General features: G+C 50.2%; 27 protein-coding genes and 2 tRNA genes. 20 read left to right on the top strand and 9 right to left on the bottom strand.

Translation table 11 applies throughout. The features are described 5' to 3' along the window. Positions 1–241 precede the first annotated feature (241 nt). The 3 genes from ACLU9Q_RS03695 (at position 242) to ACLU9Q_RS03685 (ending at position 3,315) form a co-directional block, all read left to right on the top strand. The gene (locus ACLU9Q_RS03695; RefSeq protein WP_296832511.1) at positions 242–1,462 is read left to right on the top strand and encodes an ABC transporter substrate-binding protein; all 1,221 of its coding nucleotides are present in this window, start codon (positions 242–244) and stop codon (positions 1,460–1,462) included. A gap of 103 nt (positions 1,463–1,565) precedes the next feature. Beyond that, complete coding sequence (locus tag ACLU9Q_RS03690; protein ID WP_296832513.1) at positions 1,566–2,456, top strand: carbohydrate ABC transporter permease; 891 nt, start codon at positions 1,566–1,568, stop codon at positions 2,454–2,456. Then, positions 2,449–3,315 (top strand): carbohydrate ABC transporter permease, encoded by an 867-nt coding sequence (locus ACLU9Q_RS03685; RefSeq protein WP_296832516.1) that lies wholly within the window; start codon positions 2,449–2,451, stop codon positions 3,313–3,315. Before ACLU9Q_RS03690 ends, ACLU9Q_RS03685 begins: the two co-directional genes overlap by 8 nt. 85 nt (positions 3,316–3,400) lie before the next feature. Here ACLU9Q_RS03685 and ACLU9Q_RS03680 read toward each other — a convergent pair whose 3' ends face one another. After that, the gene (locus ACLU9Q_RS03680; protein ID WP_296832519.1) at positions 3,401–4,258 is read right to left on the bottom strand and encodes a MurR/RpiR family transcriptional regulator; all 858 of its coding nucleotides are present in this window, start codon (positions 4,256–4,258) and stop codon (positions 3,401–3,403) included. A 200-nt stretch (positions 4,259–4,458) separates the two neighbouring features. Between ACLU9Q_RS03680 and ACLU9Q_RS03675 the strand changes: the two genes are divergently transcribed. From ACLU9Q_RS03675 to ACLU9Q_RS03645, 7 genes are all read left to right on the top strand, one after another. Beyond that, on the top strand, positions 4,459–5,376 hold the full coding sequence (locus ACLU9Q_RS03675; protein WP_296832522.1) for a dihydrodipicolinate synthase family protein: 918 nt from the start codon (positions 4,459–4,461) through the stop codon (positions 5,374–5,376). Positions 5,377–5,424: 48 nt separating this feature from the next. Further along, a complete protein-coding gene (locus tag ACLU9Q_RS03670) occupies positions 5,425–6,309 on the top strand; it encodes an ROK family protein (protein ID WP_296832526.1) in 885 nt (294 codons plus the stop codon). Positions 6,310–6,322: 13 nt separating this feature from the next. After that, complete coding sequence (locus tag ACLU9Q_RS03665; protein WP_296832529.1) at positions 6,323–7,021, top strand: N-acetylmannosamine-6-phosphate 2-epimerase; 699 nt, start codon at positions 6,323–6,325, stop codon at positions 7,019–7,021. Between the two features lies 1 nt (position 7,022). Continuing rightward, complete coding sequence (locus ACLU9Q_RS03660; RefSeq protein ID WP_296832533.1) at positions 7,023–7,664, top strand: SGNH/GDSL hydrolase family protein; 642 nt, start codon at positions 7,023–7,025, stop codon at positions 7,662–7,664. Between the two features lie 147 nt (positions 7,665–7,811). Next, positions 7,812–9,068, top strand: coding sequence for an ABC transporter substrate-binding protein (locus tag ACLU9Q_RS03655; protein ID WP_296832537.1), 1,257 nt, complete (start codon positions 7,812–7,814; stop codon positions 9,066–9,068). A 149-nt stretch (positions 9,069–9,217) separates the two neighbouring features. Next, positions 9,218–10,132, top strand: a complete 915-nt coding sequence (locus ACLU9Q_RS03650; RefSeq protein ID WP_296832540.1) for a carbohydrate ABC transporter permease — start codon at positions 9,218–9,220, stop codon at positions 10,130–10,132. Positions 10,133–10,148: 16 nt separating this feature from the next. Continuing rightward, positions 10,149–11,054: a carbohydrate ABC transporter permease gene (locus ACLU9Q_RS03645; RefSeq protein ID WP_296832543.1), complete on the top strand. Its 906-nt coding sequence runs from the start codon at positions 10,149–10,151 to the stop codon at positions 11,052–11,054. A 174-nt stretch (positions 11,055–11,228) separates the two neighbouring features. Here ACLU9Q_RS03645 and ACLU9Q_RS03640 read toward each other — a convergent pair whose 3' ends face one another. Together ACLU9Q_RS03640 and ACLU9Q_RS03635 are read right to left on the bottom strand one after the other, a co-directional pair. Next, a complete protein-coding gene (locus ACLU9Q_RS03640; protein ID WP_296832546.1) occupies positions 11,229–12,539 on the bottom strand; it encodes a sensor histidine kinase in 1,311 nt (436 codons plus the stop codon). After that, the gene (locus ACLU9Q_RS03635) at positions 12,532–13,221 is read right to left on the bottom strand and encodes a response regulator transcription factor (RefSeq protein ID WP_296832549.1); all 690 of its coding nucleotides are present in this window, start codon (positions 13,219–13,221) and stop codon (positions 12,532–12,534) included. The genes ACLU9Q_RS03640 and ACLU9Q_RS03635 overlap by 8 nt, the downstream gene beginning before the upstream one ends. Before the next feature lie 253 nt (positions 13,222–13,474). Between ACLU9Q_RS03635 and ACLU9Q_RS03630 the strand changes: the two genes are divergently transcribed. From ACLU9Q_RS03630 to proC, 6 genes are all read left to right on the top strand, one after another. Next, positions 13,475–13,948 (top strand): hypothetical protein, encoded by a 474-nt coding sequence (locus tag ACLU9Q_RS03630; protein ID WP_296832552.1) that lies wholly within the window; start codon positions 13,475–13,477, stop codon positions 13,946–13,948. Positions 13,949–13,964: 16 nt separating this feature from the next. Beyond that, positions 13,965–15,182 (top strand): ABC transporter permease, encoded by a 1,218-nt coding sequence (locus ACLU9Q_RS03625; RefSeq protein ID WP_296832557.1) that lies wholly within the window; start codon positions 13,965–13,967, stop codon positions 15,180–15,182. Positions 15,183–15,186: 4 nt separating this feature from the next. Then, positions 15,187–16,629: an ABC transporter permease gene (locus tag ACLU9Q_RS03620; RefSeq protein WP_412624668.1), complete on the top strand. Its 1,443-nt coding sequence runs from the start codon at positions 15,187–15,189 to the stop codon at positions 16,627–16,629. 2 nt (positions 16,630–16,631) lie between these two features. Then, positions 16,632–17,297 carry an ABC transporter ATP-binding protein gene (locus ACLU9Q_RS03615; RefSeq protein WP_296838145.1) on the top strand — a complete coding sequence of 222 codons (666 nt, stop codon included), beginning with the start codon at positions 16,632–16,634 and terminating at the stop codon, positions 17,295–17,297. Between the two features lie 193 nt (positions 17,298–17,490). Beyond that, positions 17,491–18,495, top strand: a complete 1,005-nt coding sequence (locus tag ACLU9Q_RS03610; protein ID WP_296838141.1) for a LacI family DNA-binding transcriptional regulator — start codon at positions 17,491–17,493, stop codon at positions 18,493–18,495. A gap of 84 nt (positions 18,496–18,579) precedes the next feature. After that, the gene (proC, locus tag ACLU9Q_RS03605) at positions 18,580–19,371 is read left to right on the top strand and encodes a pyrroline-5-carboxylate reductase (RefSeq protein ID WP_296838138.1); all 792 of its coding nucleotides are present in this window, start codon (positions 18,580–18,582) and stop codon (positions 19,369–19,371) included. Between the two features lie 151 nt (positions 19,372–19,522). Here proC and ACLU9Q_RS03600 read toward each other — a convergent pair whose 3' ends face one another. Both ACLU9Q_RS03600 and ACLU9Q_RS03595 read right to left on the bottom strand, forming a co-directional pair. Next, the gene (locus tag ACLU9Q_RS03600; protein ID WP_296838135.1) at positions 19,523–19,984 is read right to left on the bottom strand and encodes a hypothetical protein; all 462 of its coding nucleotides are present in this window, start codon (positions 19,982–19,984) and stop codon (positions 19,523–19,525) included. 26 nt (positions 19,985–20,010) lie between these two features. Then, positions 20,011–20,379 (bottom strand): DUF6120 family protein, encoded by a 369-nt coding sequence (locus ACLU9Q_RS03595; protein WP_296838132.1) that lies wholly within the window; start codon positions 20,377–20,379, stop codon positions 20,011–20,013. Positions 20,380–20,469: 90 nt separating this feature from the next. Here ACLU9Q_RS03595 and ACLU9Q_RS03590 point away from each other — a divergent pair, with 90 nt between their 5' ends. The 3 genes from ACLU9Q_RS03590 to ACLU9Q_RS03580 are packed head-to-tail and all read left to right on the top strand — an operon-like array spanning position 20,470 to position 21,928. Beyond that, a complete protein-coding gene (locus tag ACLU9Q_RS03590; RefSeq protein WP_298514455.1) occupies positions 20,470–20,910 on the top strand; it encodes a hypothetical protein in 441 nt (146 codons plus the stop codon). A gap of 8 nt (positions 20,911–20,918) precedes the next feature. Continuing rightward, on the top strand, positions 20,919–21,476 hold the full coding sequence (locus ACLU9Q_RS03585; protein WP_296838127.1) for a hypothetical protein: 558 nt from the start codon (positions 20,919–20,921) through the stop codon (positions 21,474–21,476). Between the two features lie 35 nt (positions 21,477–21,511). Beyond that, positions 21,512–21,928: a hypothetical protein gene (locus tag ACLU9Q_RS03580; protein ID WP_296838124.1), complete on the top strand. Its 417-nt coding sequence runs from the start codon at positions 21,512–21,514 to the stop codon at positions 21,926–21,928. A 315-nt stretch (positions 21,929–22,243) separates the two neighbouring features. On the opposite strand, the gene ACLU9Q_RS03575 is transcribed toward ACLU9Q_RS03580, so the two are convergent. From ACLU9Q_RS03575 to ACLU9Q_RS03560, 4 genes are all read right to left on the bottom strand, one after another. After that, the gene (locus ACLU9Q_RS03575; RefSeq protein ID WP_296838121.1) at positions 22,244–22,561 is read right to left on the bottom strand and encodes a hypothetical protein; all 318 of its coding nucleotides are present in this window, start codon (positions 22,559–22,561) and stop codon (positions 22,244–22,246) included. A 50-nt stretch (positions 22,562–22,611) separates the two neighbouring features. Then, the gene (locus ACLU9Q_RS03570; RefSeq protein WP_296838118.1) at positions 22,612–23,157 is read right to left on the bottom strand and encodes a Uma2 family endonuclease; all 546 of its coding nucleotides are present in this window, start codon (positions 23,155–23,157) and stop codon (positions 22,612–22,614) included. Positions 23,158–23,319: 162 nt separating this feature from the next. Beyond that, positions 23,320–23,392 (bottom strand) — tRNA-Ala (locus ACLU9Q_RS03565). Positions 23,393–23,455: 63 nt separating this feature from the next. Then, positions 23,456–23,529, bottom strand: a tRNA-Val gene (locus ACLU9Q_RS03560). A 322-nt stretch (positions 23,530–23,851) separates the two neighbouring features. On the opposite strand from ACLU9Q_RS03560, the gene ACLU9Q_RS03555 reads away from it, so the two are divergent. Continuing rightward, on the top strand, positions 23,852–25,105 hold the full coding sequence (locus ACLU9Q_RS03555) for an extracellular solute-binding protein (RefSeq protein WP_302592012.1): 1,254 nt from the start codon (positions 23,852–23,854) through the stop codon (positions 25,103–25,105). The last annotated feature ends 144 nt before the right edge of the window (positions 25,106–25,249 follow it).

Raw genomic sequence — 25,249 nt, 5'->3', positions numbered from 1 at the left:
TTCCTCCCGATATGTTTTTCTGTCTGCTATTATATCGTATCTATCAGAGAAATTCAAATGAATATAACAGTTTTTGTGGGATTAACATACAAATATTTTTTAAAAATAAAAATAAATTTCACAAATTTATCAAAAATGATTGCTTTTTTGAGGGAAATATTATATAATCCGTCTATAAGACGGACGCCGCAGTCTCGTGAACTTTGGACGTCCGATTTCACCTTAAAGGAGGACATAAGCTATGAACAAGAAATTTTTAGCAATGGCAGCAGTTGCATCTATGGTGGCAGCGGTACCGGCGGTATGCTCCGCAGAGGATGTGGAAATCAATGTAATTGCAGCAGAGTATGGCCAGAACACCGCAGACTGGTGGGCAAATTTTGTAGAGGATTTCAACAATGACAATGCAGGCATCAAGCTTACGGTAGAGGTTGTCTCCTGGAATGACATTTACACCGTAGTAAACACCCGTATTCAGGGAAACAACGCGCCGGATATTCTGAACATCGACGTATTTGCGGATTATCAGGCGGACGGTCTGCTTCTCCCGGCACAGGATTACGTTTCCGAAGAAACCTATGCGAAGATGTATCCGTCCTTCCTTGAGCAGTCTGTAGTGGACGATGTTGTATGGGCAGTTCCGGACCTTGCTTCCGCACGTGCGCTTTATTACAACGTAGATATTCTGGAAGCAGCAGGTGTGGAGGTTCCGACCACATGGGATGAACTGACGGCGGCTTGCGAAGCGATCAAGGCATATGACGACAGCATTTATCCGTGGGGTATCGATATGACAACTGACGAAGGTCAGGCTGCGTTCGCATACTACACCTGGAACAACGGCGGCGGCTTTGTTGATGAGAACGGCGACTGGGCGCTCAACAGCGATGCAAACGTAGAAGCGATCGAGTATGCGATCGGTCTTGTAAATGCCGGCTACACCAACACAGATCCGGCGAACAACACACGTTACGATCTGCAGGATATGTTCGGCGCAGGTCAGATCGCAATGGTTATCGCACCGAACAGCCTTCCGACCTACATTGCAGACGGCGGACACGAAGTAAACTATGCGGTAGCTTCCATTCCGTGCAATACCGGTGAATCCGTATCCGCAGGCGTTATGGACCGCTTCATGTGCTTTGACAACGGCTATTCTGAGGAAGAGCTGGCAGCGATCACCACATTCTTTGATTATTTCTATGACGATGCACGCTACTCTGACTGGGTTCTGATGGAAGGCTTCCTTCCGGCAACGATCGCAGGCGGCGAAGCAGTTGCAGCAGCAGACGAGAGCATGGCTGCATGGGTTGACATCGTAGGCTCCAGCAAATTCTATCCGACAGCAAAAGCTGAATGGGCAGATGTAAAACAGGGCGTTATCGACGTTGAGCAGAGAGCACTCCTCGGTGAAGATGTAAGAACACTGCTGGATGAGCTGCAGGCTGACATCGCAGGTTAATTTTCGAAACACATACTTTATTTTCTCAAAAAAGAGAACCGGGAGCCGGGCTGCACAAAGGCCCGGCTCTTTGTACAGATAAGTCTCAAACTGGTGGTGAAACATGAAAAAAAAGAATCTATTAAAGGCGGCGAGTCCCTATATCTGGCTGCTTCCGAGCATTTTATTAATGACAGTTTTTATTCTGTTTCCGATTTTCGAGGTGTTCCGCACGTCCCTGAGTGAAGTGAGCAGAGCCGGTATCATCAAGGGCTTTGCGGGGCTTGACAACTTTAAAAAAGTGGTCACAGGCTCTACCTTCGGGATGGTACTGAAGAACACACTCGTATGGACGATCGTGGTAGTAGGTCTGTCCACCCTCATCGGTTTTGCGCTGGCGCTCATGCTGAACAACGAATTCCGCGGAAGAAAGGTTGCGCGCGCGATCGTTGTATTTCCCTGGGCGACATCGCTGATCATCCAGGCCGGCGTCTGGAAATTTATCATTAACCCGGATTACGGTACCTTAAATACCCTGCTTTTGAAGCTGGGGCTTATCAGCAGTCCTGTGAACTGGACGCCCACGCCGGGCGCTTATTTCGCATGGGAGTGCTGGGTTGGTATTTTTGTAACGATTCCGTTTGTCACTTTTTGCGTGCTTTCCGGGCTGCAGAGTATTGACGCATCTTATTATGAATCGGCAACGGTGGACGGAGCGGGATTCTGGCAGAAGCTGTTCAATATCACGATCCCGCTTGTAAAATCGTCCCTTACCGTCAGCACGGTACTGAATATTATTTATGTATTCAATTCCTTTCCGATCGTCTGGACGATCACCAAGGGAGACCCGGCAAACCGTACCGATACCCTTGTTACTTACCTGTATAAGCAGGCATTTTATAAAGGCAGAACCGGTGAAGCGGCGGCGATTTCCGTAATCGGCTTTCTGATTCTGTGCGTCTGTGCCTCCGTCTATATGATTGCTTCTTTAAGAAAGGAGGAGCAGGATGAGTAAAGAAAAAAAGTACATCAAGAAAGCGCGTACACCCAAGGATAAAGTGCTCAGGGTGCTGCTGTATGTGGCGATCATTGTAATGGTCCTGGTAACGCTGTATCCTTATTTTGTGATGTTTACCACAGCGCTGAAATCCCGCGCGGAAATCTATTCCATGAAGGGCACGCTGCTCCCGATCGAGTGGGAGTGGGAAAACTTCGTGGATATCTGGAGCCTGGCGCCGCTGGGACGCTACTTTATCAATTCCATTCTGATATCAGGCGGAGCGACGGCAATCGCGATCCTCTGCGGTATTCCGGCGGCTTATGCGCTGTCGCGCATGAAGTTTAAGGGAAAGAAATTTTTCCTCGGTCTGGTGATCGTTTCCCAGATGTTTGCGCCGGTCGTGCTTCTGGTGGGTATTTACAAGGTCATGAGCGTGCTGCATCTCACCGACAGCCTGCTTGGTCTGATCTTTATCAACGCGGCGTTTAACCAGGCGTTTGCCATCTGGCTTCTGCGGGGGACCTTTATGTCGATCTCTCCGGAGATGGAGCAGGCGGCGACGATTGACGGCTGCAATCAGCTCCAGGCGATGATCCGGGTTCTTCTCCCGGTAGCGGCACCTGGCATTGTGACGGCGCTGATCTTCGTGTTTATCAATGCGTGGAACGAGTACACGGTTGCGCTGACGCTGATCTCCAGCGACCTTCTGAAACCGCTGACGGTCGGCATCACGGTATTTAACGGCTACAATATGATCGAGTGGCAGTATCTGTTTGCATCATCGCTGTTTGCTACCATACCGGTTGTCATTCTCTTTATCTGTATCGAGAAGCATCTGGTGGGCGGTCTGACAAGCGGCGGCGTAAAGGGATAAATGCCCGATCTGTGATTTAAATAAAATATGCTCTGAGTGGTATTCACCGCGGATGCGTTTGCGGTGGAGACCACTCAGAGCATTTTTACAGCAGTTTTTTTGCGATTGCTTCCGCGGCGGTCGCCTTTGCGGACGCATAGTATCCGGGGCTTTTCAGGCAGAAGCCGTGGAACAGACAGTCGATGATGAGCATCTGCCCCATCCTTGCCGCGATGGAGCCGGATTGGAGCGGGCTTTCGTTGTAGCCGCACAGCAGGATGACGTCGGCAAAGGCGGCAGCCTGCGATTTTGGAAAGTGTGTGACCAGGATCACGGGAATTTTGCGCTGGTGCGCGACGTTCATAATGTCCTCCATGTCGCGGGTGGCGCCGGAGTAAGAGAAAAATAAAATCACATCCTGCGGGGTGGCGAGCGCAGTGGAAAGCATCTGCATATGGGAATCCGCGATGTGGATGAACTGCGTGGACGCCGTGCTGAACCGCGCCCATGCTTCCATTGCCATCACAGAACTGCTTCCATGCCCGAAGCAGTAAACGTGGCGCGCATCGTAGAGCAGATCGACCGCTTTCGAAATTGCCTTTTCGTCCAGCAGATCAAAGGTCTCTGTGAGAGACAGGATATTTGCAGACAGCAGCTTCTGGAAGATACTGGAAAGGCTGTCCTGCGAGGTGATCGTGGAGGGGGTGCCGGACGGCTCGCCCATATCCGTCACGCGGTCTGATTTTGCGATCGCAAGCTTGAAGTCGTTGTAACCCGCTAAACCGAGCTTGTGGCAGAAACGTGTGATGGTAGCTTCCGAAACCCCGCTTTTTTCCGCAAGCGCTGAAATGGAAAGATACTGCGTTTCCGTGGTGTTTGCAAAAATATAATCAGCCAGCTTTTTGCCGGAGCGGGTGAATGAGGGATATTGCTCCGTGATATAATCCAGGATATTAACAGACATAGAAAACCTCCTTTCGTAAGATTTTTCCGTTTAGTATTTCCTACTATTATAAAGTAAAAATGCTTCCTCTGCAAGTAAAGGTTATAAACTAAAAATGAAATGGAATTTCAGGAACAATTTTATTGAAAATAATTTTCCGGTAGAGTATAATAAAAATAGCTGGGACGGCATGTCCCAAAATAAAGAAAGGAAGGGATAGTATGAGCAAAGCGGAGAAGTACCAGGGCATCATTCCGGCATTTTATGCCTGCTATGATGAGAACGGAGAGGTAGACGGAGAACGGGTGGAGGCGCTGACACGCCATCTTGTAAAAAAGGGCGTAAAGGGCGTTTATGTAGGCGGTTCTTCGGGAGAGTGCATCTATCAGACGGTTGCTGACAGAAAGCTGACGCTGGAGCACGTGATGAAAGCGGCGGAGGGTAAGCTGACAGTTATCGCGCACGTTGCCTGCAACAATACGGCAGAGAGCCAGGAGCTGGCAAGACATGCGGAGAGCCTTGGGGTGGATGCGATCGCGGCGATCCCGCCGATTTATTTCCATCTGCCGGAGCATGCGATCGCGCAGTACTGGAATGACATTTCCGCGGCGGCTCCGAACACGGATTTTGTGATCTATAATATCCCGCAGCTCGCGGGCGTGGCGCTGACGATGCCGCTTTTTAAGGAAATGAGAAAAAATCCGAGAGTAGTTGCCGTAAAGAACAGCTCCATGCCGACGCAGGATATCCAGATGTTCAAGATGGAAGGCGGCGAGGGCTTTATCGTGTTCAACGGTCCCGATGAGCAGCTTGTTTCCGGTCTTGCGATCGGTGCGGACGGCGGAATCGGCGGAACCTACGGGGTAATGCCAGAGCTGTATCTGAAGATCAAGGAGCTGGTGGACGCCGGCAGGATCAAAGAGGCGCAGGATGTACAGAACGCGGCGGATGCGATCATCTATGCGATGTGCGCGTGCCACGGCAACCTGTATGCGGTGATGAAAGAGGTCATGAAGATACGCGACGGTCTGGAGCTTGGCGGCGTGCGTAAACCGCTTCCGTCTCTGATCCCGGAGGATATGCCGCAGGTAGAAAAGTGCGCGAAGATGATCGACGAAGCGATCGCGAAATTCTGCTGAGGCTGCGAACTGCGGCAATGCGGCGGAACCGCGGCAGAGGAGGGAAACATGAAAATCTGTGTGTTGGATATCGGCGGGACGGCGATCAAAGCCGGTATCTGTGAGAACGGAAATTTAAGCGCTCTCAAAGAATTTCCCACAGAGGCGAAGCTTGGGGGCGCGCATGTCGCAGCGCGCGCGCAGGAGATCATCGAAGGATACCGGAGGGAGCACGCGTTTTCAAGGATCGGCATCAGCACGGCGGGACAGGTGAACCCGGTGCAGGGAAGCATTATCTGGGCAAACGAAAATATTCCAGGCTATACAGGTATGCGCCTGAAGGATATGATGGAAGAAAAATTCCAGCTTCCGACCGCCGTGGAAAACGATGTGAATGCGGCGGCGCTCGGCGAGGCGGTGTTCGGCGCAGGCAGAGGAATGCGTGATTTTGCCTGCCTTACCTACGGAACCGGCGTTGGCGGGGCGCTGTTTCTCGGCGGAAAGCTGTACTCAGGCAGCAGCTTTTCTGCCGGAGAATTCGGGGCGTTAGTCACGCACCCGGAGGATCGCGATCCGGAAAAAGATTTTTTCTCCGGCTGCTATGAAAAGTACGCTTCCGCCACTGCGCTGGTGGAGCGCGCAAGGGCGCTGGATGAGTCGCTTTCGAACGGGCGTCTTGTTTTTGAAAGAAAAGAAGAGCCGGAGGTGGCGGCGGTCATCGATGAATGGATCGGTGAGATCGTCTACGGTCTTATCACGATCATTCATATGCTGAACCCCGGAGGCATTATCCTGGGCGGCGGTGTGATGGAGCAGCCCTGCGTGCTGGAAAAAATCAAAGAACGGTTATACAGGAATACGATACCGAGCTTCCGCGGCGTGGAGCTGAAAAAAGCGGAGCTTGGAAATCGCGCGGGGATGCTCGGCGCATCCGTGCTGCATGAGAAAAGATAGGGAGGGAAATTTTGTGAATAAAGAAGAACTCTTTGCGAAGATGAAGGGAAAAGTGATCGTGTCCTGCCAGGCAGTGCCGGGCGAGCCGCTTTATGTGGAAGAGAAATCCATCATGTATCTGATGGCGAGAGCCGCAAAGCGGGCGGGCACTCCGATGATCCGCACCAGCAGTATCCGTGACGTGGTTGCAATCAAGGAAGAAACCGGGCTGCCGGTGATCGGGCTTGTGAAAATACAGTATGAGGGATTTGAAAGCTATATCACGCCGACCATGAAAGAGGTGGATGACCTTGTGGCGGCAGGCTCCGACATTATCGCCCTGGACTGCACCGATCAGAAGCGCGGCGACGGGAAGACTATCAGTGAGTTTATAACGGAGGTGCGTGCAAAATATCCGGAAGCGATCCTGATGGCGGACATTTCTACCTATGAAGAGGGTGTGCGCGCATGGAAGCTTGGCATGGATATCGTTGGAACGACGATGAACGGCTATACCAGTTATACCGAAAAGACGGACGGACCGAACTACGAGCTGGTGAAAGAGCTTTCTGCAGCGCTGGATATCCCTGTGATCGGAGAGGGAAGGATACATTCACCGGAGCAGGCGGTTAAGATGCTCGACGCCGGGGCGTTCGCTGTGGTAGTTGGCGGGGCAATCACCAGACCGCTTGAGATCGCGCAGAGATTTATCAGTGCTGTGGAGGCAAGATAAGATGAAACATATTGTTTGCTTTGGGGATTCCAATACGCATGGCTACTGTGCGGAAAACAACGGCAGATTTGACGAGACGCAGCGCTGGACATGCCTTTTGCAGAAGGGACTTGGCGACGATTACCTTGTGCTCGAAGAGGGATTGAGCGGGCGGACGACCTGCTTTACCGATCCGATCCACGAGGGGCTGAACGGTCTGGATTACATTTATCCCTGCCTGATGAGCCATGAGCCGGTGGATCTGCTGATCATTATGCTGGGAACGAACGATACAAAGGAACGGTTCGGCTCCTCGGCGGCGTGTATCGCGCTCGGACTGAAGCGCCTGATCGCAAAAGCGATCGCCACGACGGACTGCTGGCGTGATGGAAAACCAAATATCCTGGTGGTAACGCCGCAGAATATCGGCAGAGAATATGCGGACACCGAGGTGGCGCAGACGATGGGAAGAGGCTGTGCCAAGAAGTCTGAAGGGCTTGCTGCGCAATATGAGCAGATCGCCAAAATGATGGGCTGTCATTACCTGGATGCGAACCAGGTGGTATCTGCAGGACCGAACCAGGTTGATTTCATGCATTTGACGGAAGATGGGCACAGACAGCTTGCACAGGCGCTTTTGAAAATAATTCCCACGATTATGTAAAAATTTTTCAGAAAATGAAAAAATGAAAATATTTTCAAAAACATATTGACAAATTGCCTAAAGAAATGTAGAATAAGGGTACAACATTTATAAAGAATGAACAGGCTAAGACCTGTTCATTCTAATAATTAAAGGAGGGCGTTAAATATGAAATTCCGTAGGATCTTAGCACTTGCACTTGTTGGAACGATGGCATTATCTGCGACTGCATTTGCTGAAGGAGAAACAACAGAAATCACAATGTGGACCTATCCGGTTGGTGATTGGGGCAACGCAGAAGTAATGGACGGCCTGGTAGCAAAATTCAACGAGGCGCATCCGGAGATCAGCGTAAAGATCGAATATCTTGATTACACCAACGGCGACGACCAGATCAACACCGCGATCGAAGGCGGACAGGCACCGGATATCGTATTTGAAGGACCGGAGCGTCTGGTTGCAAACTGGGGCGCAAAGGGGCTTATGGTAGACCTGGCGGACCTCTGGACAGACGAAGCAAAAGAAGCGATCTACGATTCCGTAGAAGCAGCGTGCCAGAGCAACGACGGCGTATTCTATGAGTATCCGCTTTGCATGACAGCTCACACCATGGCGATCAACAGAGACGTATTTGAAGCAGCAGACGCTCTTCAGTATCTCGATGAGGAAACACGCACCTGGACAACCGAAGGCTTCATCAACGCTGTAAAGGCAGTTTATGAGAGCGGACAGGATCCGGTTGGCGCAGTATACTGCAGCGGACAGGGCGGAGACCAGGGTACACGCGCACTGGTAAACAACCTGTACGGCGGCACCTTCACAAACGCAGAGCACACCGCTTACACACTGGACAGCGAAGAGAACATCAAGGCTCTTGAGCTTCTGGCTGGCATGGACGGCATCAACTTTGACGCATCCATCGCAGGCGGCGATGAGATCCAGCTCTTCTGCAACGGCACACTGGCGATGGCATTCTGCTGGAACGTTGCACAGGAAAAGAACAATGCTGAGCTTATGGAGTTTGATGCGCTTCCGATGGCATTCCCGTCTGAGAGCGGCGAACCGCAGCTTTGCGGCGGTATCTGGGGCTTCGGTATCTTCAACAACGGCGACGAGGCGAAGATCGCAGCAGCGAAGACTTTCATTGACTTTATGGCAAACGATGAATCCATGGCGGCAGAGAGCGTAAAGGCTTCCACATACTGGCCGGTTAAGGATCTTGGAAACATCTACGAGGGCGATGAGCTGATGACAGAGTACTCTATCTTCACCCAGTACATGGGCGACTACTACCAGGTAGTTGGCGGATGGGCAGAGGCTCGTACCGCATGGTGGAACATGCTGCAGCAGATCGGTACCGGCGCAGACGTTGCTACCGCAGTTGCAGAATTCCAGACCACGGCAAACGCAGCAGCAGGACAGTAGGCTGTACTGTGAATGCGGAAAGGTTATCATCTGATAACGGAATAATTATCTGAACTCGTGCACCCTTCCTGCTTTGCGCGCGGGAAGGGTGTCTTCATATGTAGTGGCGTATGAAGGGGAAGGTTCAAAAAGAGAAAGGGGGAGGCTTCATGGCCGGTAAAGCAAAGAAAAACACTGGCTACAGCATGAGCAGAGCGCTGGTGCGCAGAGAAACGATCGCGGGATATGCGTTTATGCTGCCGAATCTGATATTTTTTGTCGGGTTTGTTATTTATCCGATGATTCAGTGTGTGATTACCAGTTTCTTTGATTCTACAATGAACCGGGCGGATATCTTTGTCGGACTGGGAAATTATATAGAGCTGTTCCAGGACGGCGTGTTCCTGCGCGCACTGTGGAATACCATTATTATTGTAGTAGTTTCCGTTCCTGTAACCTGTATCTTTTCACTGTGGGTAAGTTCGATCATTTACGATTTGAAGGGGCCCTTGTGTTCCCTGCTCAGATGCGTATTTTATCTTCCGGTCGTTACCGGTTCCGTGGCAGTTGCGGTTGTATGGAAATGGATGTACAACAATTACTATGGTATTTTCAACTACGTCGGCAAGGGCCTGGGACTGATTGACAAAAACATCAACTGGCTCGGCGATGAACGATTTGCGCTTGGATGTATTATTCTGATTCTGCTTACAACCTCTGTGGGACAGCCGATCGTGCTTTATGTATCCGCGCTGAACAACGTGGACGCGTCTCTGGTGGAGGCTGCAGAGGTAGACGGAGCGAATAAGATGCAGTGCTTCTGGAAGATTAAATGGCCGCAGATCATGCCGACCACGCTTTACATCCTCGTTATCACGACGATCAACAGCTTCCAGTGCTTCGCGCTGATACAGCTTCTGACAAGCGGCGGTCCGAACCACAGCACAGATACGATAATGTACTATATCTATCACACGGCGTTCAAGCTGTATCGCTATGGCTACGGTAATGCGATGGGAGTTGTCCTGGCGATTATTATTGCTGTGCTTTCCGCTGTCCAGTTTAAGATGGCGCAGTCAGATTAGAGGGGAGGTACGGAAAATGAATAAGACGACGGCAGTACGAACCAAGTGCTATAAGATTATATCGATAGCGGTGATCATCCTTCTGGCGATTGCCTTTGCATTCCCGCTTTACTGGATTATTACCGGCTCCTTTAAGACGGCAAAAGCAATCAACTCTACGACCCCGCAGTGGATACCCAATGAGTGGGTTTTGGATAACTATCAAAAGCTGTTCAGCAAGCAGACGGCGCCGCTCTGGTCTCTGAGCATTCCGTTTACCGGCATTACTTTTGCGGGACCGACTGTTCCGGCTTCTATCCGCTGGCTGATGAACACGATATTTATGGCGGTTATGTCCATGATCCTTACCTGCGCGACTTCGGCTATGGCGGGCTATGCGCTGGCAAAGAAGCGCTTTATCGGCAGAACGGTGCTGTTTTCGTTGATTGTCTGTGCGATGGCGCTGCCGAAACAGGTTATCCTGATTCCGTTGCTTCGGGAGATGTCGGCGCTGAATCTGTACAATACCATCTGGGCGGTAATCTTCCCGATTGTGGGCTGGCCGTTCGGCGTATTCCTGATTAAGCAGTTCGCGGAGGGGATACCGGGAGAGATGATGGAAGCTGCGCGCATCGACGGCGCGAGCGAGTGGAAAACCTTTACAAACATTGCGCTGCCGATGATTAAACCGGGTATCGGCGCGCTGGCGATTTTCACGTTCATCAATTCCTGGAACGATTACTTCATGCAGTTAATCATGCTTTCAAGTACGGAAAACGCAACGATTTCCCTTGGTATCGCACGTATGCAGGCGGAGAACTCCACAGACTTCGGTCTGATCATGGCAGGCGCTGCGCTGGCGGCGGTTCCGATTATCGTGGTATTCCTGATCTTCCAGAAATACTTCACGAAGGGCATTACGATGGGTGCGGTTAAAGGTTAAGAAAGAAAACAGATCTCAAAAGAGCGTATTAAAAATGATAAAAAATTCAATCAGGAGCAGGGGCAGAATAAAACTGTCCCTGCTCTGTTTCGTCTGCGGCGTCCGGAAAAAATATTTTCACCGGTGCGGTTGGAAATATTCTGATTAAAAACGGAAGATCGCCGTCGGATGATGCTATGCAGGTGACTGTCCGGAGGGCAGCGAAAGGAAGAACGTCGCTCCGCCGCCGGGCGTATCTTCAAACCATATTTTTCCGGACAGCATTCCGGACAGCTCCTTTGCAATGCTCAGTCCCAGACCGAAATGCGATTTATCGGTGCGGGATTTATCGGCGCAGTAAAAACGGTTGAAAATAAACGGTTTATCCTTCTCTGCAATGCCGCTTCCATGATCTGCGACAAGAAAAATCAATTCTCTGGCGGTCTGCCTCGTTTTTATTTCAATGGAGCTGTTTTCCGGCGAGTAACAGACTGCGTTGTCCAGAAAGATGCTCAATATCTGGAAAACACGCTCCTGGTCCGTAAAAAGAGGCGGGTAGCTTTTTTCGTCCAGCTCCAGCTTCAGACGGATATTTTTTTTCAGACATACGGGCTCGTAGGCTTCATACAGCGTAATCAGCAGCGTATCCACATCCGTCAGAGTTTTCTGGAGGGTCCACTGGTCGGCATCCGAGGCGGCAAGGAGCAGCATATCACGTATCAGTCCGGACATCCGGGTGCATTCCGCGTCGATGATGCCAAGGCTCTCCCGCACCTGCGGGGAGGTCTCACCGGCATCCTGGATGGCTTCCGCGTTTGCCATAATGACCGCCAGGGGGGATTTTAATTCGTGGGAGGCGGCGGCAATAAAGTCCTTCTGTCCCTTAAGCACCTGCTCTGTGGGGGCGAATGCTCTGCGCAGCAGAAAACGGCTGACAATCAGAATGCCCGCAAATGCCAGCAGCCAGATGGCGCAGTATGCCGGAGCCTGTTCTGCCAGCAGGCTTCCGGCGGAGGGCTCCTCATAAAATAAAATCAGAGAGAGCAGCTTTTGGGACTTTGTGAGAATGCTGGCGCAGATGGCAAGATAGTGGTCGCCGCTGTCACCGGAAATCTCCATATACCCGCTCTGCTCGGTAACGGCGGGACTGCTCAGGGCCCCGTCAGTCGTCCGTGCGGACATGCTTTTCTCTGCCGTTTCCCACAGCGTATCAGGGTCTGTGCGGGTATCCGGGGCGCTCCGGAACAGGACAGAGCCATCTTCGTCCGTCAGGAGGCTGTAAACGTGCATTTCGCTTTCATAGTCGGCGAGGAGTGCTTCCGGTTCTGAGGAATCCGCTTCCAGTTGATAAATAATAAGAGACGCTATGCGCTGGATATAAGTGATATCGGCAGTCTGCTGCGCCTGCCGGATGCTGTGGAAGGAAAAGCAGAGAATCAGCGTGACGATTGCCATAAAAACGACAATCAGAAAAATACGCAGGCGGTTTTGCAGTCGTTTAAGCATGTGATTCCTCCAACCGGTAGCCGGTACCGTAAATCGTTTTAATCTGGCAGGCGCTCCCAAGCTCCCGGAGGCGTCTGCGAAGAAAAGAAATATAGTTGTCCACATTTCCAGGTTCAATATCAGAATCGCTTCCCCATACCTTCAGAACAAGCTGCTCCCGTGAAAATACAGCTTCCGGCTGCCTCATCAGTGTGCCGAGAAGCTCTGCTTCTTTTGCTGTCAGCGCGACCTTTCGCTGACTGCATTGGAGCGTCCGGGTGGAAGTATCGAACCGGAGGTCGCCGCAGGTGAGTAACTCTGCATCCTGTATCTGATGCGGCCGCCGCGTCAGCGCGCGCACCCTTGCCAGCAGCTCGCGGATGTGAAAGGGCTTTACCAGATAGTCGTCTGCCCCGCCGTCCAGACCGTCCACCCGGTCGTCCAGAGCGGACATTCCCGTAATGATGATGACAGGAATCTGGATATTTTTCTGGCGCATTGCCCGGATGATGGTCAGACCGTCGATGACCGGCAGCATACGGTCCACGATAGCGATATCATATCCATAATCGGTATTCAGCGCATAGAACATTGCCGTCTCCCCGTCGCTGCAGCATTCCACCATATAGCCGTTTTTTTCCAGCTCCCGCCGGATGGAGCGGCACAGCTCCCGGTCGTCTTCTATAAGTAATATTTTTATCATATCATTGCATTCCTCTCTTTGCGGGTGGCTGAACATGAAAAAGGCTGCCATTTGTCACTTAACTTTTATAGTATACCAGAGAAATCCTCTAAAAGTTATCAAAATCCGGGGGATTTCCTTTTTCTTTTTTCTGAGGATTTTTAGAGAAGTTTTCCATTATGATAGGCGCGTAAAAACAAACATTCCGAAAAGGGAATGCCGTGATGCTGCCGGGCGTGCAAAAGCCGGCAGATAAAGAAAGGAGAGATTTCTGATGAAACACAGGAGAACAATAACGGTAACAGCGATTCTGCTCTGCGCACTTGCGCTGACCGGCTGCCAGGGCTCTGTCGCCGGACAAAACGGGGAGAGTGACACAGCAGCGCAGAGCCAGGAGGAAAATCAGAATCCGCAGAATCTGGATGAAATGCAGGCGTCTGCAGCCCTGATTGGAAGCGTATCTGATTTCCAGGACGGGAGCTTCCAGGTGGTTCCGGAGCAGAGCACAGAAGATACGGCAATCCAGGCGGCAGCCGGTTATGAGAGCGGTATGGACAGCACCACTGTTTCTTATGGGGAGGACTGCCTTTTTCAGATTGCCAGTATCAGCACCACCACCGGGGAAATTACGCTTAAGGACGCCAGCGCGGCGGACGTGAAAAAATCCACCGGTGTCGCCGTCTACGGAGATACACAGGAAAACGGGGAAATTCATGCCGTAAAGGTGCTGATTACCCGCTATCAGTGACGGGAGGGAGAAAGCGATGCCTTTTTATCGGAGAGGGTTCCTTTATCTGAGAAGGAACTGTGCGAAGACGGCTCTTTTGTTTCTGGTATTTCTTTTTGTCAGCGGCATGATTCTGGGCACGACGATGCTGCTGGAAGCCGCAGAAGCCACGGAAGTGTCAATGCGGGAAAAAACGAAAGCCAGTGTCATCTGCGAGGCTTCGGATACTGCGCATCCGGTTACGGAGCAGGAGGCGGAAAGCATCCGGAGCCTGGAAGCGGTAACATCCGTCAACCGGATGGGGCAGCAGGCGGCATACGCGGTCAGCCTTACGCCGGTCACCGCCAGCGATTCCGGGGAGCCTGAGAACCGGCAGGTCAGTCTGTACGCATATGACGACCTGGAAAGCGAAGGACCTTTTGCGGAGCAGTCCTTCCGGCTTACGGAGGGCAGCCTGATTGATGCCCAAACCCGCCGCGGTGTTTTGGTGAACGCCGGATTTGCGGATGCAAACGGTCTTTCGGTCGGCGATACGATTTCGCTGGAAGCAGAGGACGGGAATGTCGTGACCGTAGAAGTGACCGGAGTGTACCTTGCCGGGAATGAAAGCCGGCAGGAAAACGACACTCCCGCCCTTTACCGGCTGGAGAACCGCATTTATATCGACAGCACGACGTATCTGGAGCTGACCGGCGGCGGATTTTACCAGGTGACCGTCTGCACCGGGCAGCCGGAGCTTCTGGATACGCTGGCGGAGGAGATAGAGGAAATTCTGCAGGGAAAAGCGGAGATTACCACATCGGACGTCCTTTACCGGCAGATGAAAGCGCCGCTTACGCAGATGACCGGGATGGTGGGGCTGATGAGGATACTTGCTTTTCTGACCGGCATCACGGTCGTCTCCCTGCTGCTCTGCATGTGGATGCGCGGAAGAAAGAAGGAAATGGCGGTATTTCTGAGCATGGGCGAACGGAAGCTGTTTATTTTTCTGCAGGCATTTCTGGAATCGGCTGCCGTATTTGCGGCTGCCCTGTGCGCCGCCTGCATCCTTGGAAATCTGGCGGCGGGGAAGCTGCAGGCGTTTCTGATGACTTTTGCAAAGACGGAGGTATCCGCGCAGATATCCGTGCGGACAGCCGATATCGCCCTTCTGGCGGGAAGCGGCATTCTGGTGGTGCTGGCGGCTGTTCTGCTGTCAGTGCTGCCGGTACTCAAGACAAATCCGAAAGATATTTTGTCAGAAATGGAGGAATGATACCATGAATTTATTTCAGAGAGCAATCCGCTCCTGCCTCAGAAAGCCGGTCCGGAGTATTCTGCTTTTGCTGGTCGTGTTTCTGGTCAGCCTGCTGTTTTTATCCGGCATGGCGGGGCGCTCGGCAAATATCGCTGTAAAGGACAGTACAAGACAGGCAATCGGCGCCGGGTTTTTGCTGGAGGAGAATCCGGAGAACCGCAGCAGGCGGATAGAGGAAGCCAGCCGGAAGATAGAGGAGTTGTCCGCGGACGGGCAGGGAGAATACGATGGCTACCATCAGCAGAAGATTACGGTAAACGGCAATGAAGTATGGCAGAGCTGGACGGATAATTCTTTTGAATCACTGAAAATGGAAGATATTGAAAAAATCGCCGCTGTGGAGGGGATTTCCGATTATAATATCACGACGGTTCCCACGGCGGTCCTGCCGGTCGGCTTTGAGCGGATTGAGGATGCAGGTACGGACCAGACCGGCGATCTGCAGGGAGTGGCGCTGGTCGGAAATCTGGATATGACGATGGATGACAATGTTCTTGGCGGAAACGTCACCATCAAAGAAGGAAGGATGACAACGGCAGAGGACAGTAACGTCTGCGTGATATCGGAGGAGCTGGCAGAGAAAAACCATCTGGAGGTGGGCGACAGTCTGAGGTTCTGCCCGGTGAAGGAGGAGGAGCCGGTACAGGAGGCGGTAATTGTGGGCATTTATCAGGTAAAAGAGCGGATGGAGCCTTATATGTCCGGCGATACGTACCGCTCCGAGAATGTGATTTTCACGGACCTGCATTTTCCGGAAAAGGTGGAGCAGGACGACCCGCTGTATGAGAAGGCGTATTTTAAGGTGGCGGATGTCAACGAATACGATGCGGTGCGGGAAGCAATCGCGGCGGCGGATATCGACTGGCAGAGATACGATTTGATTGACAATAACGGCAGTCTGGAAACGATGGCGGCGTACTTTCATGATTTGGAAAAAATCAACAATACGCTGCTGCTGGTGGTTGCCGGAGCCGGTTTTATGATTCTGTTTTTCATTTTTATTTTCTGGCTCAGGAGCAGGACGCATGAAATTGGGATACTGCTGTCGCTTGGAATTGCCAGAGGGAAGATTCTTCTGCAGATTGCAGCGGAGGCTTTCCTGGGCGGCGCGCTGGCGCTGGCACTTTCCTTTCTGGCGGCTCCGGCGGTATCGGACGCCGCCGCGGGCTATCTGACAGACTGGCAGGCGCAGCAGGACGAACTGCAGGCGGAGCTGGATGCGGGCGGAACCGCCACGGAGTACCAGGCGCCGGAGCTGACGGTAACGGATGTGGAAACAGAGCTCACGCCGGCGATGCTGCTGACGGATGGTCTCTGTGTGGGCGCTCTGATTCTTTTATCGACAGGCGTCGCCGGTGTGCTGATTCTGCGCAGAAAGCCGGCAGATATTTTAAAGGGGGAATAACTATGATTCTGGAAGCGGAAAATATCCGGTATTTTTATAAATCAAGGCGTGACAAAATGGTTCTGGAAAATGTGTCCGCCGCTTTTGAAGAGGCGGTGTTCTATGCGGTTACCGGTCCCAGCGGCTCTGGGAAAACGACGTTTCTTTCCCTGCTGGCGGGGCTGGATAACCCGGCGGAGGGAAGGATTCTTTATGAAGGGGAGGATATCCGCAAAAAAGGGCTGAATTACCATCGCAGGCATCATGTCTCTCTGGTATTCCAGAACTATAATCTGATTGATTATCTTACTGCCGAAGAGAATGTGAAGCTGGGCGGCACCAGGGACGCGGGAGAACTTTTGCAAAAGGTCGGCATCCTTTGCGGGGACTGGAAAAGAAATGTGCTGCAGCTTTCCGGCGGTCAGCAGCAGCGGGTAGCGATCGCCCGCGCTCTGGCAGGCGATGCGAAGGTGCTGCTCGCGGACGAACCGACCGGGAATCTGGACGAAGAGACAGCCGGCGGCATTATCCGGCTGCTGAAAAAGACCGCCCATGAATCGGGCAGATGCGTTATTGTGGTGACGCACAGCAGGCAACTGGCAGACGAGGCGGATGAAGTGCTGGAAATCGGGCAGGGAACGCTGCAGAAAAGGCAGTCTGCTGAGCCTGTGGATATCTTCCGGAAATAATGCTTGCAGGCGGCGACGGGGTCTGCTATGCTAGAAGAAAACGGTTGCGCAGACAGAAGACGCTGCTTTCTGTGGCGGAGAGTAACAGGGAGCCGCTTTTTGCAGCAGGACGACATGACAGACTGTTTTCTGTGCCGGGGAAAACGGAACAGGGCGCAGGCGGCAGCCGGAGGATGCAGGGTGGTGAAGAATTATGGAGAAGGATAAAATTTACACGATTGACGATATCGCCAGGGAGCTTGGCGTGAGCAAGACGACGGTATCGCGGGCGATCTCGGGAAAGGGGCGCATCAGCAAGGAGACGAGGGAACGGGTATTTGCTTTTATTGAGGAGCATGACTACCGACCGAACGTGGTGGCGCGCGCGCTTGCGCAGAGCAGAACATACAATCTGGGGCTTGTGCTCCCGGCGGATTATTCAGTGATGGATTTTCCGTTTTTTAAGGAGTGCATGAATGGGATTATTGAAGCGGCGTCCAGACATAATTATGACATTGTGATCACGATCGCGGACGCCAAGGACTTTTCCGGGAGCCGCCGCATGGTAGAGAACCGCAAGATAGACGGAATGATCCTGAGCCGGTCTACGGTGGATAATTCTGCAATGCAGCGTTATCTGAAGGAAAAACAGGTGCCGTTTGTCGTGGTGGGACCGGCGGACGAAGAGGGCATCGTCTGGGTGGATAATCAGAACCGGGAGGGAAGCTGCGAGCTGACAGGCATTCTTCTTTTGAAAGGGATCCGGCGGCTGGCGCTGCTGGGCGGAAATCGTGGGCATCTTGTGACGGAAAGCCGACTGCAGGGCTTTCTGGAGGCGCATCGCGAGCAGAAGGTGCCGGTGGACGAGTCGCTGATATTCTTTGATATTGAAAATTATACGGCGACGTCGGCTGCGCTGGAGGAAATTCTGGCAAGGGGCGCAGACGGCATTTTGTGTATGGATGATTTTATCACCAGTATGCTGATCGGCTGCCTGCGCGAGCGGAATATCCGGGTACCGGAGGATATGAAGATTGCAAGCTTTTACGACAATCCGCAGCTTGAACTTTTCAGACCGACCGTCACCAGTCTGCACTACAACACAAAAGGGCTGGGAGAAAATGCCTGTATGACGCTTTTGCGGCAGCTCGGCGAGGAAGTGGCGGAGGATGAGGCGGTATTAAATTATCAGGTGATCTTGCGTCAATCGACAAAATAGAATAGAGATTTCCGGCGGATGTAAGGTATCTGCATGGATCGATTTTGCATGGGACAGATTGTGAAAATGGAGGAAAAGATAGATATGAAGATAGGATTTATTGGCTGTGGAAATATGGCGAAGGCAATGATAAACGGAATTCTTTCAAGCGGGCAGGCACCGAAAGAAAATATAATGGCGTCGGCAAAGACAGAGGCGACCAGAAACAAAATAAGGGAGCAGCTTGGCATCCGTGCGGCAGAGAGTAACCGCGAGGCGGTGGAGTTTGCGGACGTCGTGTTTCTGGCGGTGAAGCCGCAGTATTTTGAAGAGGTGCTTACGGAAATCCGTCCCTCTGTGAGCAAACAGATTTTTGTGTCCATTGCTCCGGGGAAAACGCTCGCATGGCTGCAGGAACGCCTGGGAGACAGTGTGAAGATCATCCGCACGATGCCGAACACCCCGGCGATGGTGGGTGCAGGTATGACCGGGCTTTGCAAAAACGAACTTGTGACACATGAGGAAGCGGAGATGGTGTGCAGGCTTTGCGACAGCTTTGGCAAGACGGAAATAGTGCCGGAAAGCCTGATCGATGTGGTGGTCGGCGTGTCCGGAAGCTCGCCCGCCTACGTCTTTCTGTTTCTGGAGGCAATGGCGGACGCTGCGGTGGCAGACGGGATGCCGCGCGCGCAGGCGTATAAATTCGCTGCGCAGGCGGTGATGGGGAGCGCGAAGCTGATGCTGGAGACCGGCGAACATCCCGGCGTTTTAAAGGACATGGTCTGCTCCCCGGCAGGAACCACTATCGAGGCGGTGCGTGTGCTCGAAGAGAAAGGGCTGCGCAGTGCGGTGATCGAGGCGCAGAGAGCGTGCGTAAAGAAAGCGAAGGGACTGTGACGGAAACATGTTTACAGGAACATCGCAGAGAAAAAATATCAGCGTCATTTCAGAAAAGACGGAAAAAATAGAGATAAAAGGGTTTTAAAAAGAGTGCCGCATTTGAGAAAAATCTCTGGATGCGGCACCTTTTTTGTATATATAGTAGACTTTAAGATAAATTACCGTAGCTGTCGCAATAGAGTGTGACAGAGCGGGAAAGAGAGTCTGTTAATATACCGGCTACATAATGGTATCCGGTTGCTGACGCGGTAGCATGATTTCCGCTTTTGCTGGTAGTTGCATCGGAAACAGACCATGCAGAAGAGTAAGAAGCGGAACTGCCGTTGACACTTGTGCATGAAGATGATTTACCGTATGTATAGGAAAAAGTTGCATTAACAGACACTGACCACATTATAGAACCGGCGGAGTTCTTATAGTTTGTAGTTTTTGTTCCACTTAGAGAAGAACGTGTCGAGAAGGTTTGTGTAATGACAGTTTCCAGATAATCACCATTGGAAAGATATTCAATTCCTGTGTTTGCAGTTACATTACCAGTATTTGCTGATGACGGAAGAGAAAACATAAAAAGCAGACAAATTGTAAGAAAACAATATTTAAATAATTTCATACATTTATACTTCTTATAAAAATTTTTTAATTATAGATAATAATGGTCTGTTCAGAGGATATTTGCGTATTATCCCATTCTTTATATATGTAATATATTCGGGAGACAATACACATGGACAGAATAATGACAGCTATAGTTATAATTTTTAAGTAATATGATTTTCGCATAGTTTTCACGTAAGCACCAGAACCGATATTATCGTAATATTCTGTAATGATGTCTTCTGGTGAGCCGAAATTTTCTTTTAATTCTTCGAATGTACAGTCTGGATGTGTGTTCTGATATTCCTGTATCGCAGATGAAAAATCTTGAAAAAATCTTTGCTCGGATTTTTGAAAAACAGGAAAAACAGAACGGACATCATGTAAATATCGCTCAAAAGAATTATTCATAAAAATTCCTCCCTAATGAACATTTTAGAATGCTTTGGATACCATCATGAAGTGAATAGTATTCTTCCAAATATGGAAAGGAGAATTGTTATGAAGAAGAGAACAAAACGCACTTCGAAATTAGTAGCTATTTTGTTAACTCTTGTAGTAGGATGCACACCTATTGGAGTACAGGCTTCTGAAATGTGTCTGGGAGTAGTGCCTCAGCGAGCTGTCGAACATCGATCTGATGCTGTTGCGCCGTTTGCTACATATAATGCTTACGCCGCTTTGTATGGAGATCGCAGTGGGATGTATTGCAAATCTTATTCAGACATCACAGCGTATTTTCATAAAGCGCAATGCACTGTAAATAATAATGGACAAACAGTTGCTACAAGTGGTTGGACTACGCAATACAATACAACTGCTGCATCCGGTAATTATGTATATGCTACTACCAACGTTTGTACTTATACAGGCGAAGGGCAGAGTAAACACACTTCAAGTAGTAATTTAGTGGCAGGAACTTTAAGCAAATCTTATAATTAACAGTATTTATGAATGGATTTGCTAAAAAAACGCTTTTTTTTCGTTGGATAAGTCTTGTTCTATGTTGCTTTTTAATCTTGTCATCGCCGATATCAGCAGATGATTCTGTTGGAAATTCTGATGTTCCGGAATTTATTCGGGAGGAAATTCAGCGAGCACGTGAAGAATCTTCGGCACTGGCAGATTCATGGTACGATATTATGAGCATCGGGCTTTCAAATGGGAAAGAACCTACGCTGAATAATACGGTACTTTTGGAAAGCGAAAAAGACAGTCTGTTTTTAATCTTTGATTTTGCAAACGGAAGTAAAGCGGAATATGTGCTGAAAATCTTTGTGGATTATATAGAATCGGAATTTAAGATTGATGGCGAAACATATGAAGAATATTATTTTACGGCCGATGCAACAGAAGGATTTGCGATAGAATTTTTTCTGCCCGAAAATAAAATTGATTTAAATCAGTCACACACGATTACAGTTGCTATGTTTAAAGACCCGCGGGCGCACCGGAAGCCGGTATCGTATCGACAGAAAGAGATTCTTATTCTGCCGATTTTACCCTGACAGGGGCGTCAAAACAATCTGAGCAGCAATCTGTATTGAAGCATAACTGGCAAGCTGAATTTTATGAGATTCCGTTTTCTGGAATTATGTTAAACCGGGATATGGAGTTGAAGGATGATAATGAAGTTTACTTCCCGCCGGATGTGCTTGACGCAGCGCCGGACGAAACAGTAACGTTGGTTTACCGGGCTTCCGGCTACGAGGACTCATCTGATATTTTATTTCTGCTTCTGGTAGACTGGAAGCAAACGGACATCAATGGAAAACCGTATGCATTTACAGAGAATCAACACCAGCGTACAAATTGCGGACTGATAGAATTTAAGGCGCCGCAAAATCCTGGAGAATACGAAGTAATTGCGCTTATGAGCGGATATCCGTTTGAATTAAGAAACGAAAGAAATTGTGCGTTAAATTTCGCATCGGTACGGTTTACACTGGTTGTTGAATAATTTTTGGCAGAGTAAGTATCAAAATAAAAGGGGCTGTGAAAAAGGCCCATGAAAAAAGAACGCTTTCAGGCATAATACCTGGAAGCGTTCTTCCTTTGTATGACGGGCATGCCGTCAGTCTGTGGTGTAAGTCCACAAGGGGCGTAGTTGCCGACGAACTTCACAGCGACTTCCGAGGTTTTTATCGTAAGGAGAACATCCTGTGTCACTTTCGGCGGAAAAAACATTATATGCCCTGCCGCTCCAGAATGAGAATAGAAAAACCCCGGTGCTGGAACACCGGGGCTTTTTGCTGAACAGGTTGATGATAAGAGCTTATTTTCTGTATTTTGCTTCGATTTTCAGATATGTGATCATCATTCCGATGAGCAAAATCATTACCGCGAATATCACGAGAACAAAAAAAGGAGAATTTTGCTCTAAAAACAAAACAGGAATACCAATGATTTCAAATACAGCTGCCGCTGTAAGCCATAATACAGATACCGCCTTATTATAATGCGCTACATCTTTTATTTCCGGCGGATTCACAAACGTGAAAAAACCCACGGCCTCAGTTGACCTGAGGCAGCTGATTCCGATTCCGAAAAAGACAGCGGCGACTATACTCCATATGATAAATCCGATAATCATATTTCAATCGTACTCCTTTCAAAATACGGCTGTTGTCCGGTGCCATGCGTCTATTTTAATAAATCTGATATTGTTATCCGGAGGCCACTGTAAATTCCGACAATAACCGGCTGCTCAAAAGGAATAATCATGGGAGCGGCATCTTCTTCATATCGATAAACAGTAGTACGTTCTTTGGCTGGGTCTACAATCCAGTATTCGCGGACACCAGCCTCAGCATATTTGGCATTTTTGATATTATAATCCATCCGGCGGCTGCCAGGGGAAACGACTTCTATAATAAAATCCGGAGCACCTTCACATCCGCGGTCTGATATTTTATTTTTATCACAGATAATGCTGATATCCGGTTCTACATAAGTTTTATCATCTGCATTTAAATTTACTGCAAATGGAGCCGGAATTACATCGCAGGAACCGCCGCTGGATTTTATGTGATTGGAAAAAATCACGGTAAAAGCACTGATTAATTTCTGATGAATATAACTGGGCGGAGCCATAGCGTAAAGCTGCCCATCGATGAGTTCGGCACGTTGTCCCTCCGGGAGATTCCAGTAATCTTCAGCAGTATAGAGTTTTTCTTCTGGTAATGGCATAAAGTCACATCCTTTCTTGTTCTGAAATCAGATTCCCGCTTTTATTTTCCGCAAGGGCAATAAGAGGTGAAGAAAATGAAAAAGAAAAAACGACACGAATACATAACTGTCCAGGAATAAATTCTTCTCAATTTTTCCTGCAAATATGCCAATTCTGAGAAATGGAGCATACGGGATTCGAACCCGTGACCTCCACACTGCCAGTGTGGCGCGCTCCCAGCTGCGCCAATGCCCCGCTTAAATCAAATACCCCGCTGCAAGCACGGCACCTGGCTCATTGCTCGCGGGAATAAAAAAATGGAAGCAAGGAGGCTCGAACTCCTGACCTTTCGCGTGTGAGGCGAACGCTCATCCCGGCTGAGCTATGCTTCCATATGCAAATATTATAACGCAAAAATCAGAAAATGCAACAGTTGATTGCACTTTTTTGCATATCGCAGAGAATTTTAAATGGATTTGCGAAGGTTGCTGTGAACAGTAATATGGAAATGTCTTTTACTTGATGAGCAACCGATTGCGCAAATGGGTTGCACCAAAACAAAAATGCTGTTAAAATCATACAAAAATAAAGGGCATTTTTCGGTAAAATGTAATAATTGACTAGAAAAAGAAGAGGGTATATACTAAAGATACGAGCAAACGGTTGCGCAAATTGCGCAACAACCCTACAAAACATATTTAAAGGAGGATTAACATGAAGCTCAAAAAAGTATTAGCATCTACCCTTGCTGCTGCGACAGTTCTGTCTTCAGCCGTACTCGTAAATGCAGAGGAAACCATCACACTTACCCTGTGGGGAGCAGAGGAGGATCAGACTCTTCTCGGCGAACTGGTAGAGGAATTTAAGGCGGCATATCCGGATGTCACCTTCGACATCCAGATCGGCGTAGAATCTGAATCTACCGCAAAGGATACTATTCTGACAGACGTAGAGGCGGCTGCGGATGTATATTCCTTCGCAAGCGACCAGATCTATGATCTGGTAAACGCAGGCGCGCTGATCGACCTGGATGAGTATGCAGAAGCGCTCACCATGGCAGGAAAGACGCTGGATGACGTAAAGGCTGCAAACGTTGCAGGTTCCATCGAGGCAGCAACCGTAGACGGAAAACTCTATGCTTTCCCGCGCGCAGCGGACAACGGCTACTTCCTGTACTATGATTCCAGCGTGCTGTCCGAAGAGGACGTTGCATCCTGGGACAGTCTTCTTGCGGCAGCGGAAGCGGCAGGCAAAAAGGTTGGCATGACGCTGGCATCCGGCTGGTATAACGCTTCCTTCTTCTACGGCGCAGGCTTCACAACCGATCTGAATGAGGATGGAACCACCGCGATCGACTGGAACGGCACAAGTGCTGACGGCTACACAGGTGTTGATGTTGTAAAGGGTATGCTGAGCATCGCATCCAGCCCGGCATTCATGGCAATCGCTGACGGCGATATCTCCAACCAGCTTGCAGCGGGCGGTCTCTGCGCAGCAGTTTCCGGAACATGGGACAGCATTACTGCACAGGAAGCATTCGGCGACGGCTATGCGGCAACCAAGCTCCCGACCTTCACGGTTGGCGATGCGCAGGTTCAGCAGGGTTCTGTAGCCGGCTATAAGTTTGTTGGTGTAAACGGCTATGCGGAGAACGCAGGATGGGCAGTTCTTCTGGCTGACTTCATCACAAACGAGACGTCTCAGCAGAAGTTCTTCGACCAGCGCGAGAGCGGCCCGAGCAACAACAACATTATCGATTCTGATGCTGTAAAAGAAAACGTAGCGATCGCAGCACTTGCAGAGCAGGCTGAGTTCGGTAAGACACAGAAGGTTGGCGGAAAGTACTGGGATCCGGCACAGACCTTTGGCGAGCTGATCGCACAGGGCACACTGAAAGCTGATGACGACGCCGGCATCCAGGCAGCACTGGATACCCTCGTGGAAGGTGTAACCGCTCCGATCGAGTAAGTGCGAAGGCATTAAGCCGTGCGAAGACACTGGCAGAACAGTCTGTGCATGCTTGCATGCAGACGGACTGGGAGGTCAGGGGCTTCATAGGGCGTAAGCCCGCGTGCGAGCAAAGCCGTAGGATTTGCGAGAAGCGCACGGCGG

The organism is Marvinbryantia sp., from assembly GCF_047017445.1.
GTDB lineage: Bacteria > Bacillota > Clostridia > Lachnospirales > Lachnospiraceae > Marvinbryantia.
The sequence above is the reverse complement of the archived record's forward strand: the minus strand, read 5'-3'. Positions and strand labels throughout refer to the sequence as shown.